Below are 13,701 nucleotides of genomic sequence, written 5' to 3' on the forward strand. Positions count from 1 at the left end.
GTTGTGGGCGCCGACCACGGGCCGGGCTACTGGCGGCGCTAGTTGTGGGTCGTTGACTCTCGCCGGGATGTGATGAATTGCGTGGCTTGTTCAACGAAGCGATCAGCTAGGGCGCGCGTCGGGAGCTGCACGATGAATTGGTCTCCTTCGCCGTCAAAGACAGCGGTGTCGTAGTCCCAGTTCGGATCGGTCTTGAGCAGACGCCTGAAGACTTTCTCGACGTCATGGCCGCTGGCTCCGTCCGGGAAGCTGTCATCTAGCCAGTCGAATTGTTGTGAAACCACTTCCCAAGGGGCGTCTTCTTCCGCCGGCTCCGCGACATGGAAGACGGGTCGGCTCGTCTTGGCTCGATCGAACAGGTGCTCGAGCTCACGAACATCCCAACCGCGCGCATTCGCGTCATCCAGCCACTGCCGCCCGGCAGCAGGGGACCTCGGCTCCCAAATTCGGACGTCAGGGATGCCGTCCGGGATCGACGACCAACCCCTCCCGGAAGCAGCACAGGCGTTCAAAACGACACGCTCCAGGTTACGCAACTGTCCAAGCGCATCAAGGTTCTGGAGGTCGCGACACATAGCCACGTTGAGCACCCGGAGATGCGTGAAGGAGAGGAGAACGCGAGCATCAAACTCCTGCACGCCCGATCGACACAGCGACTCGAGAGCCTCGGGTTGGGCGAACTCAGGTAGCACCTGCTTCAAAGAGCCCTCATGGAAGAACGCTTTCACAGGCCCCTCGAATCGAGCAGCTTTCGCGTGGATCGGGCCGTCAACGTACATCCACTGCAGTTTCTCGCTGCGTGAGATGCCGGCCACAGCTGCAGTCACTGGCCCCCAGTACGCCTCAAGGGCGGGGAAGGTCGCTCCAACGTCGCGGCCGCGAACACGAGCACCCCAAAACTGCAACGCCTTGAGCGACGAAGCTCGCTCCAAGATCTCCGTACCAACGACGGGCCCGACGTGTCGCAGCTTGAGGAAGGTCAGCGACTCGATGACCGGATCTAGGAATCCCAAGTCAATATCGCGGTTCCAGAAGCCGTCCAGATACACACCCCAGCCCCGCGATACGGCATCAACGAGCTCCCCCTCGTCCGGCAGTTCGTCCTTGCTCTTCAAACATTTGGACTGCACCTGGCCAATCCATTGGCCGGACTTCTTCGCGCTAGCCACCACCAGCCGTCGCCCCCTCGCCCTACTTCTCCGCCTCAGACTACGCATCGCGGAGCTCAGCCCGATGAGGGATCCGTATACGAGCCGAACGTCCCTGGGCCAACTCCCAAGTCTTGCTGCGCGTTAGCGGTACGGTGCCCTGGTGGCTCGAAGGAGGTACCCCCCAACCCCCTGGATGAGACGGGAAGCTGCCCCGAGGTCAGTCCGACGCGCTGACGGAGGCCGCCGTGACGCAGGCGATAATCGCGTTCTGCTGTTCAGCCGTCAGCGTGAGTGAGCCTTGCGCGTCGACCGCTCCTTCGTAGCCGAGGACGGTGAGCGCACCGGTCTGCTGACGGAGCTCGTCGCTGTACTGATCCGTCCACACCTCGTCGTCTGCGAAGCTGTCGAGTATCAGGATGAACGGTGTGTGCTGGTGGGCGCCCAGCTTCTGGGTCGGGAGCGGCAGGACCTGGATGCGGGCCACGCCAGTCCTCCTTCTCGAGCCATGCGGCGAGGTGCGCCCGGTGCGCGGCGACTCGATCGCGTCGCGCCGCGGTGTAGCCGATCTCAGGATCACAGGCCTGGATGAAGTCGTCGGCCTGGGCCATCGCGTTGGTCCCGCTGTCACGGGTGATTCTGCGCACGTCGCCGACGGATGTGACGGGCTGGATGAGTGGCGACTGACCGCCGTTGTAGATGAGGCTCACGGTTCCTCCTGGGTGGGTGATCTATCGGTGGGCGGCCCTGCCGCCGTCACTGCGGTTGCTGTACTGATGCTTGGGGCCGCGGTGGCCGGCGCGATCCGGGGTGTGCCCGAGATCTCACGGGTCACCGGCGCGGATGATGCGCCCGCGCTCCGGCTTCGCGCAGCGGACGGTACCGTGCGCGACGGGTGGTGCCCACTGAGCGCGGAGGCGATCGTGGGGCGGCGCCCTAGCCGCGGGCTTGCCGAGATCCGGGGCCTGTCCGTATTCGCGTGCATGGACGAGGCACCGGCTGGCGCGGGTGAGGGTTGGGCAGCCGGCTGCGGCGCAGACTTTCATGCTGGCCCCCCGGGTCACTAGATTTCGTGGATGGGCGTCTGGGATTGGTTAATGGGCCGCAAGCCGGGGCGGGTCGAGCCAGAAGCGCCGACAATCGAGGTGACCATCGAGCGCGGTCGCTCATCACCACCCGACGACTACGTTTCGCCCTACCTGCCGTCGGAGCGCTCTGCCGAGCTGCTCGTGCTCGACGCCCAAGGCATGCCGCCGCTGCGGATGAAGCTGCATCACGGCGAATGGTGGCTTTCGGAGGAGTCGACAGGACTCTTCGTGAACGTCGGCAATCGCGCGCTTCGGGGGCTTGGTATCTGGAGTGTGCGCGTGCGCGGCGACGACTACGCGCCAGGGCAGCTCCACGCCGGCCCGGTGCAGCTCGTGCGCGAACCGGGCAATGAGCACGACGTCAATGCCATCGCGATCGTTCAACACGGCGTCCGTTGTGGCTATTGGAACAAGAGCATGGCGAGAGCGCTTTCGAAGGTGCTCGACAGCGGATCCGCACTCGAAGCGGTGGCGATATCAGCGGACCCGCCGAAGGTCGTGGCGGCTGAACCTCACGTGCTGCGACACATCATCCGCGGCATGCGCTGACATCCCCGGTGAGTGAAGGGTCACCGCGAGTTCGACGTGCGCAGGTCAGCGACGACGATGCCGACCGTCATCAGCCTGGGTAGGTAGATGTCGCCGTGGTGGCCGCAGTAGCCGAGCTCGGTGCCCTTCACCTCGACGAATACGAACGCTCGTGCACCGCAGCTATCACACACGCCGTTGCGCTGGGTGGGCTCGGGGTCGAGGCCCTCGTCGTCGAGGACGTTCATGGGGTCCCTCTCGATCGACGGCGGGGGTGGCGACCGGCTTCGCGGTCGGCCGCTACCCCGGCCATCCCACGCGGTCTATCGCGCGGTGTTGTGGGTCGCCTGCGACCCTTCTCGACCAGGTCTCGGCCGCAGGTGAGGCGACTGCCCGAGATCTGGCGTGTCCCCGTGACAGCCGCCAGGCGTCACGGAACAGGGCGTCGACCCCTCAGACGACGCCCGCGCCCGTCGCACTCAAGCGGTCAGGGCCGTAATGACGAACGCCCCGGGCAGAAGCCTCAGGGCGTATCGATCGGTAGGAACTTCTACCGCACGACGAAGAAATACCCCGCGAAAATGCGGTCGGGATGTGGCGAGCGCGGTGGGCGTGTCGTGGTGGCTTTGGTGGGGTGGTTCAGGGGTGGGTGTGTGGTGAGTGGCCTGTTGCGGGGAGGGTTCCGCGTGATCGGGCGGCGGTGGTCACCTCGGTGAGAAGTTGTTCTGTGAGGTAGGCGGCTTCGAGTGCGCAGAAGGTTTCGAGTTGAGTGCGTGCCTCGTTGCTGAGGCTGGGGCTGCAGTCTTCGAAGCTGAGGGTGATCCGTCGGTGCCAGTAGCTGTAGTTGCCGCCTTCGGAGCTGAAGCTAACGGTGACGTCGCGCGTGGAGGCGACGGAGACATCTTCGGTGTAGTCGATGCTCGCGGGTAGCGGCTCGGTGATGCGGATGGTGTAGTTGTTGCTCAGCTGGTGGGTGTCGGGGGCGACGAACTGGTTGTTGCGGTAGTGCCCGCTGAGCTCGTGTGTGGCGTTTGTCGTCGATATGGTGTCTGCGAGGGCTTGCTCCATCTGCTGGTGGATGTGCTCCTTGACCCGGTAGATGACGATGGTGCCACTTTCGGCGGGTTCCGTTTGGGCGTCGAGGATGTGGCGTATATCCAGGGCGGTGTCGGCGGCGGCGCGGTCGGTCGCGACGCTTGTCAGGTTGTCGCGCCATGTGAGCGTGGAGAGTGTGCGACGGGTCGTGTATTCGAGGAATGCGGCGGGGTTGCCGCGGTCGGTTTCGTCGAGTGCCTGCAGATAGGCCTGCTTGCGATCGGCGAACACCATGGCGGGAACTGCGTAGGCGCGAATGAGTGGGATCGATGCGAGGACCCGTGCTGTTCTGCCGTTGCCGTCCTCGAACGGGTGGATGTGGGCAAAAGCCCAGTGGAGGAAGGCTGCTGATCGGAGAGTGTCGTATGCGGCATCGGGCGAGGAGGCTGCTTCGAGGTCGCGGAAGATGTCGATGGCGATGCCCATCTCGGCCGTCACTCGGTCTGGTGGGCAGTAGTCGCGGCGGGTGCCCCACCGGTCGATGACGAAGTTTTCGGTTTGCTTGTATTGGCCGCGCCGGAGTGGGCGGGGGCCATTGCTGGTCTGAACGGTGTTCTGACTTGCGCAGACCGTGCTGTGTATCTCACGAATCAGCGACTCGTTGATCGGGTGCTCCGATGCGCTGTGTGCGTAATCGCGCGCCCATCGGTATCCGTTGAGCTGGTCTGCGAATCGATCGGTGGCGCCTTGACCGGCGTCTGCCACCGCGGCTTCCCATCCTGGGCGCGATTCGGCGACTACCTGAGTCACACCCGGTGCCGACAAGTAAAGGTCTTCTACGGCGCCCGTCTCGAATGCCGCTGCTCTGATCAGGGTCCCCAGCGGTCCGTGGAGATCTTGAGTCGCTCTAGCTTCGTGAAGTGGGCTGCTCTCCGTGGAGCCGATGGTCCCGGGCGAAACGTTCATCCAGGCGTCGCGGTAGGTGGCCATCTCACGGTAGATGATGGTGTCGGTCACGAGAATCCATCTTTCAGGTTTGTCGCGGGCGAGTCGAGGCTCATCGGCGGGTGGCCTTGGTGAAGGCGGGGGCGTCGGCGGTGATCTTGCCGGCCTCGTACTTGGCGGCGGTGAGCGAGTAGCCGGCAGCGGGCATGTTGATGAAGCCGGTCTCGGAGAACATGTTGGGCGAGCCCCCTTGATGTTAGCTCCGGTCAGATTCGACCTGACAAAACTTGCCTCTTCGAGTACAGCTCCTGCAAACTTGAGCCGTCATCGGGCCTTGACCCCGGATCGTGGACACGGTGTCATTTCGGTTATGCCGCTTCCGTGAGGGTAGCTGATCTCGCGGCCGCGTAGGTGTTCTCGTAGCTGTTCGGGGTGATCTGGCCGATCGCGGAGTGGCGTCGGCGCGTGTTGTATCGGTTCGTCCACCGGAACACGGCCCGGTAGGCGGTGGCTTGATCGGGGAACGCCGACGCGCCTTGGAGGAGCTCGCGTTTGAGCGCGGCGTTGAAGCTCTCGGCCAGCGAGTTGTCGGCGCTCGTGCCCACCGCGCCCATGGACTGGGTCACCTTGAGCTGCTCGCAGAGTGCTGCGTAGGCTTTCGACGCGTAGACCGAGCCGTGGTCGCTGTGGAACACTGCGCCGGCCAGCGATCCGCGGTCGCGCTGCGCGCCGCGGAGAGCGCCTTCGACGAGTTCGGTGCGCATGTGGTCGGCGACCTGCCAGCCGGCGAGCTTGCGCGACCCGAGGTCGATGCAGGTCGCCAGATACAGGTTGCTGCCGTCCGCGATGGGGAGGTAGGTGATATCGCCGACATACCTGCGGTTCGGCTCCCCGGTGCTGAAGTCCCGCCCGATCAGGTCGAGGAACTTCCGTCCGGACTGGTCCGGGATCGTGGTCTTCACCCGGCGGCGCAGTCGGATCCCCGCGAGCGCGTGTTCCCGCATCACCCGAGCGACCCGCTTATGATTCACCCGCCCGGCGGCGGGGACGCCGTCGTTGAGGTCGGCAGTGATCCTCGGTGCCCCGTAGGCGCGGTCACCACCCTGCGCGGGGTCCTGCAGCACCCGGATCCGTGCCGCCAACCGGGCGTCGTCCGCGGCTCGCGCGGCCCGTCCCGGGGCTGCGGCCAGCCACGCGTAGAACGACGACCTCGCGATCTCGATGACCTCACACAACCGCTTCACGCCGTAGGCGTCCTTGTGGTCCTCGACGAACTGGAAGCGGTTCACCAGTTCGTCTCCGCAGCGAAATACTTCGCCGCCTGACGGAGGATGTCCCGCTCCGTCTCGAGCTTGACCTGCTCCGCTCTCGAGACCGCTAACTCGGCTTCCAACCGGATGATCCTCGCCGCCTGCGACTCCGACCGCACCGACACCGGCGGCGACACCGAACCGGCCGCAGCGGTCCCGGATCCGAGCTTGTCGACCCATTCCTTCAACGCACCACGGGAGATCCCCAAATCGGCCGCGATCGCTTTCAGCGTCGCGCCCGGCGTGGACTCGTACAAATCCACCGCACGCTGCCGGAACTCGTCCGTGTAGTTCTTCCTTGCCATCCCTCAGATTCTCGCTTCCCCAGCATCGTGCTGGAATCAGCGTGTCCAAGATCAGGGGTCAAGCCCCATCGCCGCTCTCTCAAAACCCATACCGTCACCGCACTGAACGCTACCTAAAGCGAACACCGCCGGCACCTGCCCGAATCGCCTGCTAACGGATGCGGCTCGCGCGTCGCGATCGGCTGGCTTAGCGTCCGTCTGTGCGGGTCGTTTGAACTGGCACAGTCGCGATGGGGTCGCAGTAGGGGCACAAGCCGACCGACGGGCCGGGTCTAATGCCGCCGTCATGAGGGATCAGTGCTCGTGCCCCTACGTCGACCTAGAGCGCGCGCGGCAGTGTCGGCTTGGTAGCCCAACTCGCGGATGGTCTCCATGACGCGTTCTCGAGTCGCGCTTCTCACATCGGGGCTGTCGTTGATGACCCGTGAAACTGTTTGGCGGGAGACCCCCGCCCGCTTCGCAACGTCAACAATCGTGGGGACGCGGTTTTCACCCGCGCGGGAAGGCGTAAAGCAGACCGTACGCGGTCGACACAAGACCCTCGAAGAGAATCGATTCCACGGTTGCATTGTCGCGCACCCCAACCGCGCGCACGCGGATCCCGATCTGACACACCCAGCGCGATGGGTTCGTCGACACTCATACCTTTTATGCGAGAGGTTCTGTGCGGTCTTGGAGTGCATCGCCTAAGCCGAGCGATCGGTTGGGCTGAGGAGCGGGTGAGACTCGTCGGTGATCGCTCAGCTCGACCGCGAGCCATTGCCGGGCCCGGCTGTAACGGGTGCGTGCCGTAGACGCATTGACGCCGAGTAGCTGAGCGGCTTCGGTTACAGTGAAGTCGTCCCAGTGCACCAGCATGACGAGCTCGCGATCGACTTTCGGCAGCCGGCGAATCGCTGCCTGAGTATCGAGGCGGCGTTGCGTGCAGTGTGCAGCCTCGACGGGGTCGATGGGCTGTTCGGGCAACAGGCGGTCGAAATTCACGCGTAGTGCGTCCGCGAGTCTCTTCTGCCGATATCCCCTCCGACGATGAGTGCGGAGGGCGTTGCGCGCGACGCCGAAGCTCCACATGCGAGCCGGCTCAACACCCTGCGGGATGTTCATCCGCTTTGCCCAAATGACAGTGAGTACATCGCTGAGCACGTCAGCCGCATCAGCGGGCGGTGTGATTCGCCGGGCGAGGTAGCTAAGAAGGTCCGCGCCATTGGCCCGAATAACCTCGACAGCCCAGGCGTCAGGAGCTGAGCTCCGGTTGGGTTCGGTCACCGGAACGGACCTGTACACGTGTCGGTGCTCCCCATTCCCACGCCCTGCAGGTCAGGAGGGAGACGGGAAGTGATGACCCGCGTTAGCGCCAACTTGAACGCAACCCCGTCGCGCAGCTCAGGGCTGTCGTTGGCCCAGATCTCCCCTTCCTGTGGAACATGCGGGTTGGCGATCGCAGAATCGTAGACGTCCTGACCCACCCCAGTCCAGTCCTCACTAGCAAGGATCTCTGCGGCGCGTTCGTCTTCAGCGGTCCGAGCGTCTCCGCTCATCACGTACACGCCGTACTCGCAAGTAACCGATACCCCAGTCTCCGTCTCGTAAACGATGGGGACACGCGCATCAAGATCGACATGTTCGCCGTTCACGGCAATCACCAGTGGAACAGCGATCGCTGCTCCGGTGAGAGCGAGCGCGCCGACCGCACCCAGCGGAACCATGATTCTCAAGTTCTGCCACCATCGCGGACGCTGCATTCTGTCTGCAGGAAGCTCGTCAACCATCGCCATGATTAGTGCCGCCGCCTCGTCGCGGCGCAGTCCGGTTGCCGGATCTGCCTGGTCAAGTCTTTCAGTCAGTTCATCCACGTCGGCTCACTCTCAGGGTCTCAGACAGTACATGTCCGGAGAACCGTGACGTGTCTCAAATTCCCTGAGATGAGGAATCGCTTAGACGCCACGACAGTATGACGTTGAGTCAGAGCCGAACAGCTCCGAGCATTCCGACCATCTCCAACTGTTGCGTCTGACGATCCTCGGCCGCCCCCTGAAGGATCCTCATGCGGACCCACGCGCCTCCGGACTGCCATGATTCACTCATGCACCCGGCCCGACTGATTGCAGCCATCCTGCTGGGCCTGATGGTCGCGGTTATGGCGCTATGTGCGTTGATCGCGCTGGCGACCCGGCCCAACATCGACTTCGCTCTTGCGCACACACTTCTCGGAGTCGCTGCTGGTCTGACGATCAGTGCGCTTGTCGCCACTCTGGTGTGGAGTCGACGGTGATCGCCCGCGCCGGATCCACTCACGGGCTGGGTAGGTCGATAAATGGAGCCACCGTCCTAGGCTCAGCTCATGATCAGTATGGGCTGGTTGCTGAGCGCTGAAAAGTCGGAGGGCACGTGGCCTGTGACCGTGGCGTCGAGCCTTGGGCGGGTGGGGCTAGCCGCGGTGATCGCCTCGCTTCTGATCGTGCAGTCAGGCTGTGCGGGTAGCGCATCCGAGGGAGCTGGCAGTAGGGCCGAGCTCTATGACTCGATCGATGGGCTCGCCAGCGATAGCACGGCGATCGTGATTGGCACGGTCACGGACCAAAGCACCGACGGCGGAGCGACGGTCTCATCTCTCGAGGTGGCGATCGCTCCCGCTTCCCCTCAACTGGGAGCTACCGCACCTGATGCTGAAGCGGTCAAGGTTGGCGACACCGTCGCTGTCCGACAAGATCCGGCCTCGCGCCCTCTCCTCGAAACGGGTAGAACGTACGTCCTGTGGCTGACTCCGACGATGCTCGACGGCGCCGCGGCAACTCAGTTCTTCATCACGGGATCGAACGCCGGCATGTACATTCTGGACGGGGCCGTTGCTCGGCGAGTGGCTATGGAGACCGGAGACACGTTGCCTGAAACGATCACGGTCGGAGACGAATAAAGGACGCGTCACTGGGATCAGACCGGGAGGCCATTCTTGACGGCGCAAGCTATTGCCGCGGCATCGCGGCACGAATAAGAAGTGAGCATGCCCGAACGAAGAGGACGGAACATCAGCGGGTGGGTGCTATTCGCTATCGGCATAGGCCTCACCGGCGTCGGTAGCTTCCAACTCTGGCGGCTCTGGGACGCGGAGCCCGGATCGCCCGGAACCGATGGCCTCCTGTTCCCCCTCGTGTTCGGCGTCTTCTTCCTCATCACGGGCATCTACTCATTGGTCAAGCGCAAGCCGCTGACAGATGACGGTTCTGTCCGCTACCCGTACCTTCTCAACAACCGGAAGCACGCAACCGCACGTACCCACTTGAGCAAGGCGTCTAACAGCGACGACCAAGAGGCCGGCGTGTTCGCAAGACGGCCCAATAATCCCGCGGCGGCTTTAGCGTTCGGCGTCGTTCTCCTCCTTGCCGCCGCTCTCAGTGTCCCTCTCCTCATCGCTGACCCCTTAGCCGTAGGTCGAGGAGTGCCCCTCTACCTGGTATCAATCGCGCTGTTCGTCACCGGAGTGTGGTTCACCGCGCTCGGCGTTGTATGGCGTCGACGGGACAAGGCACGCCTATAGGCGTGCGCTGCGAAGCCGCGCCGACGAAGCACGAGAACCTGTACGTCAAGTGACCCTCTGGGAGGAGTCCAGCAGGACAGCACCCTTGTGCAGCGGCGTTTTCGGTAGCACCGTCCGAGAATGAGTGAACTATTGATCGGCTACGCCCGCGTCTCCACCTATGAACAAGACCTAACCGCACAGCGGTCCGCTCTCGAGCGGCTCGGAGTTGCACCGTGCCACGTCTATACCGACCACGGGCTTACCGGCACGAATCGAGCGAGACCAGGACTCCGCGAAGCGTTCGCCGCCTGTCGCGACGGTGACACCTTGGTGGTGGCCAAGCTGGACCGACTAGCAAGATCGCTGCGAGACGCGACCGACATCATCGACGAGATCACCGCGAAGAACGTGAAGCTCAGCATCGGCGGCTCTGTTCACGATCCACTGGACCCGGTCGGGCGTCTTCTGTTCAACGTGCTCGCGATGGTCGCCGAGTTCGAATCTGACCTCATCCGAGCTCGCACGCGGGAGGGGATGCAAGTAGCGAAGGCCAAAGGACACCTGCGAGGGAAGCAGCCGAAACTGTCCGCGCCTCAGCAACGCCACCTCGTGAACACGTACCTCACTGGCACCCACTCGACTACCGAACTGGCAGAGATCTTCAACGTCGCCCGCTCCACCGTGTATAGAACCCTCCAGCGATCAGAAGTGTTGGCATCGATTCGTGCCGTTCCCGTTAGACCCGCCCGAAAAGATTCGCAGTGAGGGTCCCTCATACGGACGGGGGTGTGTCGGGTGGGGATCGTCAAACGTGACAGCCCCGAGGTCGAGGCCCGGAGCTTGTTCCGGGCAAGTGAAGTGCGTCGTGCATGTGGAGCTCGACTTTTCGTGGCGGCCTTCTGCGGTCGTTCCGTGTCGCTAGTCGCCGATGACGAGGATGCTTGCGGCGGCTTCGACGACGTCGTCGGTGATGGTTTCGAGTTGGTTGATCTTGAGGACTCGGGCTATCTGGGGGAAGAGTCGTTCGAGGAGCCGGAAGTTGCCGCGGGAGATGCGTTCGATGGCGCCGACGGCTTGCGCGTCGGTGAAGTCTTCGGGGTCGAGGGTCCGGCCGAGACGTTTCCAGTGGCGGGCCAGGACGAAGAGTAGTTCGTCGCGTCCGAGGGTGCGGTAGTGGTGGGAGAAACCGAGCCGGCTGTAGAGCTGGGGGTAGTGGCGGAAGCGTTGGTCGATGCCGGGCATGCCGATCAGGATGATGGCGACGTGGGTGCGGTCGTGCTGGTCGCGGAGAAGTTCTAGGGCCATGGGGGTGAGTCGTTCTGCTTCGTCGATGATGAGCAGCTCGACGAAGGTGTGGCTGTGTGGCCGCTGCCCGGTGACGTTGCCTAGTGCCCGTTGATGTTCATCGACGCAGGTGTCGACTTTCAGCTGCCAGTGGCTGATCTCGCGAATGAGGTCTTTCGGTCTTGGCAAGACGTCGGGGGTGTAGAGGACGGTTCGGGATCGGTTGGCGAGGGCATAGTGCGGGGCGTCCGCGTCGCTGCGGGGTCCCCACTGGTTGATGTAAGGCTCGAGTGCGTCCCAGTTGGCGTACCTTCGGGCGGATTGGGTTTTGCCGACGCCGGCATCGCCGTGACAGATGCCGATGGTCTTCTCTTTCCGGACCGCGTTCGCGAACTCAGTGAAGCGTCGGTGCTCCTTGGTCACGATGAATGCCTGGCTCATCACTCGTCCTCTTCATAGGTGCGTAGCCGGTTCCGCCGGACCGCTGGTGAGGTAGGGCGGGGATCTTGGCGGACCGCGGTCGTCGGGATGCGGTCGTTGATGACCTTGCGCAGTTCGCGTCGCCGGGCCCGCCGCGCAGTTTCGATGTCTCGGAGACTGAGCCGTAGGTTCGGATGGGCTTCATCGATGGCGACGCAGATGAAGGTGTCATGGTCGTAGACGCGGATCTCGGAGATATCGCGGGGGTCGTACCGGATGGTGATCGGGTGTCCGACGAACGGCGCGAGAGTGGGTGCAAGGTAGCGCTGGCCTTGAAAGTGGATCCCGTCTCGTTGCACGATCCGGTTCTTCGGCACAGTTAAGGGAGTGTGTCGAGGTGCTCGAGGCTGTCGGGTATTCGCGGAAGCCAGCCGTCGGCGACCCACGCGTCCCTGGGTGACATGCCGAGCTCGGAGTGCCGGCGGTCGTTGTACACGGCGATGAACGCGCCGATTGCCCGATCCAGCGCGGGCAGGTCCATCGACGGTGTCGGGGTGCGGCTGCCGGGTCCCAGGTGTCCGGGGAGGGTGGTGAGAAGTTCCGTGTTGATGGTGCCGAAAAACCGCTCGATCTTGCCACGGCCTTGGGGGCGGCCGACGATCGAGTGGATGATGCGGATGTGCAGCGCGATCGCGGTGCGTTCGAGATGCTGGCTGGTGAAATCCGAGCCGTGGTCGACGTGCAGAATGTCCGGGATGCCACACATCGCCCAGGCGGGGTCGGCCTTCCGCCAGATCGCTTGCCGGAGGGCCAGCGCCGTGTTCATGGCCGACGGCGCCCCGGTGAAGACGGTGTATCCGCAGATCGTGCGAGAGTAGTCGTCCATGACGGTCGTGAGCCACGGCCGATCGGGCTTCCCGTCAGACCCGACGATGAGGATGTCCAACTCGGTGTGATCGGACTGCCAGATCTGATTCGGGCGGTCTGCTCGGCGGCGCAGCACGAGTTCGTGGCGGTCACGATACGACGCCGGCCCCTCAAGCGCCAGGGTAACGAGGGCGGGATCGAGGCAACGCACAATCTCACGCACCGTGGCATAGCTCGGCGCAGGGTTACCCCGCCGGGTGGTCTCAGTGACCGTAAGGCGATGCAGCGTCGCCAAGCTCGGGCGCGGTCTGGTCAGCGCGAGGCGCTCAACAAACGCGACCGTCTCGGCCGCGGTGCGACGTGAGCCTGCGTCGGAACGTTGATGATCGTCCAGGCCGTTGAATCCGTCGCGTCGGTAACGCTGATGCCAGCGCTGCAACGTGCGTTCGCTGACTCCGGTGTCCCGGGCAAGAGTGGCGAGCGGGATCTGGTCTTCGACATGCAGCCGAAGAATCCGCCACCGCTCCTCACCGTCCATCCCACGCCTGCTACATCGCAGCGCTCTCGCCAGCCGCCGCGGCTTGCTGGTGACGGTACAGGGTGGCGCGGCTCCAGCCGACGAGGCGGGCGGCATCCTCAGCGGTGCGCCCCTTCGCGCGCGCCTCCCGCGCCAGCTCGAGCTTGTCCGCAATCACCACCGGGTCCGATACGGGGCGACCGAAGCGGGTCCCGTTCTGCCTGGCCGCAGCGATCCCCGCGGTCACTCGCTCCACGATCAGCTCCCGCTCGTACTCCGCGAGGGTGGCGAGCATGTTCAGCATCAACCGACCCGTCGACGTCGTCGGGTCAATCCCGTCCGAGATCGATCGGACCTGGACCCCGGCCGCACGCAACAGGTTCACCGTGTTCAGCACGTCGATAAGCGACCGCCCCAAACGGTCGACCCGCCAGACGACCACGGTGTCTCCCTCGACAGCGTGCTCGATCAGTTTCTTCATACCGGGCCGCTCGATCGCCGCCCGGCTCCCCGAAGTGACGTCCGCGAACACATCGCGCTTCTGTACCCCCGCACCGACGAGCGCATCAAGCTGCAGCTGCGCATCCTGACTCGTCGTGCTCACCCGCGTGTACCCCAGAAGCCTCATCACGCCAGTGTGATTTAGAAAGCTCTTCCCTGCACCTGGGTAAGACAGTTTGTGTCGAGACGAGTTTTCGAGACAGATCGCCTCCCGAGAACTCGCGATTGTCCGAGAT

18 protein-coding genes are annotated in these 13,701 nt (G+C 64.0%); 5 read left to right on the plus strand and 13 right to left on the minus strand.

The annotated features are described in order from the left end of the window. Positions 1 to 38: 38 nt before the first annotated feature. Both ABC304_RS07740 and ABC304_RS07745 read right to left on the minus strand, forming a co-directional pair. Complete coding sequence (locus ABC304_RS07740) at positions 39 to 1,172, minus strand: hypothetical protein (protein WP_412930001.1); 1,134 nt, start codon at positions 1,170 to 1,172, stop codon at positions 39 to 41. 196 nt (positions 1,173 to 1,368) lie between these two features. Beyond that, complete coding sequence (locus tag ABC304_RS07745; protein WP_412930003.1) at positions 1,369 to 1,635, minus strand: hypothetical protein; 267 nt, start codon at positions 1,633 to 1,635, stop codon at positions 1,369 to 1,371. Positions 1,636 to 2,224: 589 nt separating this feature from the next. On the opposite strand from ABC304_RS07745, the gene ABC304_RS07750 reads away from it, so the two are divergent. Further along, positions 2,225 to 2,785, plus strand: a complete 561-nt coding sequence (locus ABC304_RS07750; protein ID WP_412930005.1) for an HIRAN domain-containing protein — start codon at positions 2,225 to 2,227, stop codon at positions 2,783 to 2,785. A 20-nt stretch (positions 2,786 to 2,805) separates the two neighbouring features. Here ABC304_RS07750 and ABC304_RS07755 read toward each other — a convergent pair whose 3' ends face one another. The 7 genes from ABC304_RS07755 to ABC304_RS07785 form a co-directional block, all read right to left on the minus strand. Next, positions 2,806 to 3,012 (minus strand): DUF7455 domain-containing protein, encoded by a 207-nt coding sequence (locus ABC304_RS07755; protein ID WP_412930006.1) that lies wholly within the window; start codon positions 3,010 to 3,012, stop codon positions 2,806 to 2,808. 391 nt (positions 3,013 to 3,403) lie between these two features. Beyond that, positions 3,404 to 4,816, minus strand: coding sequence for a Fic family protein (locus tag ABC304_RS07760; protein ID WP_412930008.1), 1,413 nt, complete (start codon positions 4,814 to 4,816; stop codon positions 3,404 to 3,406). A gap of 40 nt (positions 4,817 to 4,856) precedes the next feature. Continuing rightward, complete coding sequence (locus ABC304_RS07765) at positions 4,857 to 4,979, minus strand: hypothetical protein (RefSeq protein ID WP_412930010.1); 123 nt, start codon at positions 4,977 to 4,979, stop codon at positions 4,857 to 4,859. A gap of 133 nt (positions 4,980 to 5,112) precedes the next feature. Further along, a protein-coding gene (locus tag ABC304_RS07770; RefSeq protein WP_143003672.1) for an IS3 family transposase occupies positions 5,113 to 6,359 on the minus strand; the annotation gives its coding sequence in 2 pieces (ribosomal slippage) (positions 5,113 to 6,047 and positions 6,047 to 6,359; 1,248 coding nt in all). Positions 6,360 to 6,643: 284 nt separating this feature from the next. Beyond that, a complete protein-coding gene (locus ABC304_RS07775) occupies positions 6,644 to 7,042 on the minus strand; it encodes a LacI family DNA-binding transcriptional regulator (protein WP_412930012.1) in 399 nt (132 codons plus the stop codon). After that, complete coding sequence (locus ABC304_RS07780; RefSeq protein WP_412930014.1) at positions 7,008 to 7,643, minus strand: RNA polymerase sigma factor; 636 nt, start codon at positions 7,641 to 7,643, stop codon at positions 7,008 to 7,010. Before ABC304_RS07780 ends, ABC304_RS07775 begins: the two co-directional genes overlap by 35 nt. Further along, on the minus strand, positions 7,622 to 8,212 hold the full coding sequence (locus ABC304_RS07785) for a hypothetical protein (protein WP_412930016.1): 591 nt from the start codon (positions 8,210 to 8,212) through the stop codon (positions 7,622 to 7,624). Before ABC304_RS07785 ends, ABC304_RS07780 begins: the two co-directional genes overlap by 22 nt. A 230-nt stretch (positions 8,213 to 8,442) precedes the next feature. Between ABC304_RS07785 and ABC304_RS07790 the strand changes: the two genes are divergently transcribed. The 4 genes from ABC304_RS07790 to ABC304_RS07805 all read left to right on the plus strand — a co-directional run bounded on the left by ABC304_RS07790 (position 8,443) and on the right by ABC304_RS07805 (position 10,641). Further along, entirely contained in the window at positions 8,443 to 8,631 is a 189-nt protein-coding gene (locus ABC304_RS07790; protein WP_412930018.1) for a hypothetical protein, read from the plus strand. A gap of 69 nt (positions 8,632 to 8,700) precedes the next feature. Next, positions 8,701 to 9,273, plus strand: a complete 573-nt coding sequence (locus tag ABC304_RS07795) for a hypothetical protein (RefSeq protein ID WP_412930020.1) — start codon at positions 8,701 to 8,703, stop codon at positions 9,271 to 9,273. Positions 9,274 to 9,360: 87 nt separating this feature from the next. Then, positions 9,361 to 9,894: a hypothetical protein gene (locus ABC304_RS07800; protein WP_412930022.1), complete on the plus strand. Its 534-nt coding sequence runs from the start codon at positions 9,361 to 9,363 to the stop codon at positions 9,892 to 9,894. Between the two features lie 120 nt (positions 9,895 to 10,014). Then, on the plus strand, positions 10,015 to 10,641 hold the full coding sequence (locus ABC304_RS07805; protein WP_412930025.1) for a recombinase family protein: 627 nt from the start codon (positions 10,015 to 10,017) through the stop codon (positions 10,639 to 10,641). A 153-nt stretch (positions 10,642 to 10,794) separates the two neighbouring features. On the opposite strand, the gene ABC304_RS07810 is transcribed toward ABC304_RS07805, so the two are convergent. The 4 genes from ABC304_RS07810 to ABC304_RS07820 are packed head-to-tail and all read right to left on the minus strand — an operon-like array spanning position 10,795 to position 13,592. Beyond that, positions 10,795 to 11,601, minus strand: a complete 807-nt coding sequence (locus tag ABC304_RS07810) for an AAA family ATPase (RefSeq protein ID WP_412930027.1) — start codon at positions 11,599 to 11,601, stop codon at positions 10,795 to 10,797. After that, on the minus strand, positions 11,601 to 11,957 hold the full coding sequence (locus ABC304_RS18255; protein ID WP_459564421.1) for a Mu transposase C-terminal domain-containing protein: 357 nt from the start codon (positions 11,955 to 11,957) through the stop codon (positions 11,601 to 11,603). Before ABC304_RS18255 ends, ABC304_RS07810 begins: the two co-directional genes overlap by 1 nt. Positions 11,958 to 11,959: 2 nt before the next feature. Continuing rightward, positions 11,960 to 12,985, minus strand: a complete 1,026-nt coding sequence (locus ABC304_RS07815) for a DDE-type integrase/transposase/recombinase (RefSeq protein WP_459564422.1) — start codon at positions 12,983 to 12,985, stop codon at positions 11,960 to 11,962. Positions 12,986 to 12,995: 10 nt separating this feature from the next. Next, positions 12,996 to 13,592, minus strand: a complete 597-nt coding sequence (locus ABC304_RS07820; RefSeq protein ID WP_412930029.1) for a recombinase family protein — start codon at positions 13,590 to 13,592, stop codon at positions 12,996 to 12,998. Between the last annotated feature and the right edge of the window lie 109 nt (positions 13,593 to 13,701).

The organism is Microbacterium jepli (genome assembly GCF_047237905.1).
Classification (GTDB): Bacteria; Actinomycetota; Actinomycetes; order Actinomycetales; family Microbacteriaceae; genus Microbacterium.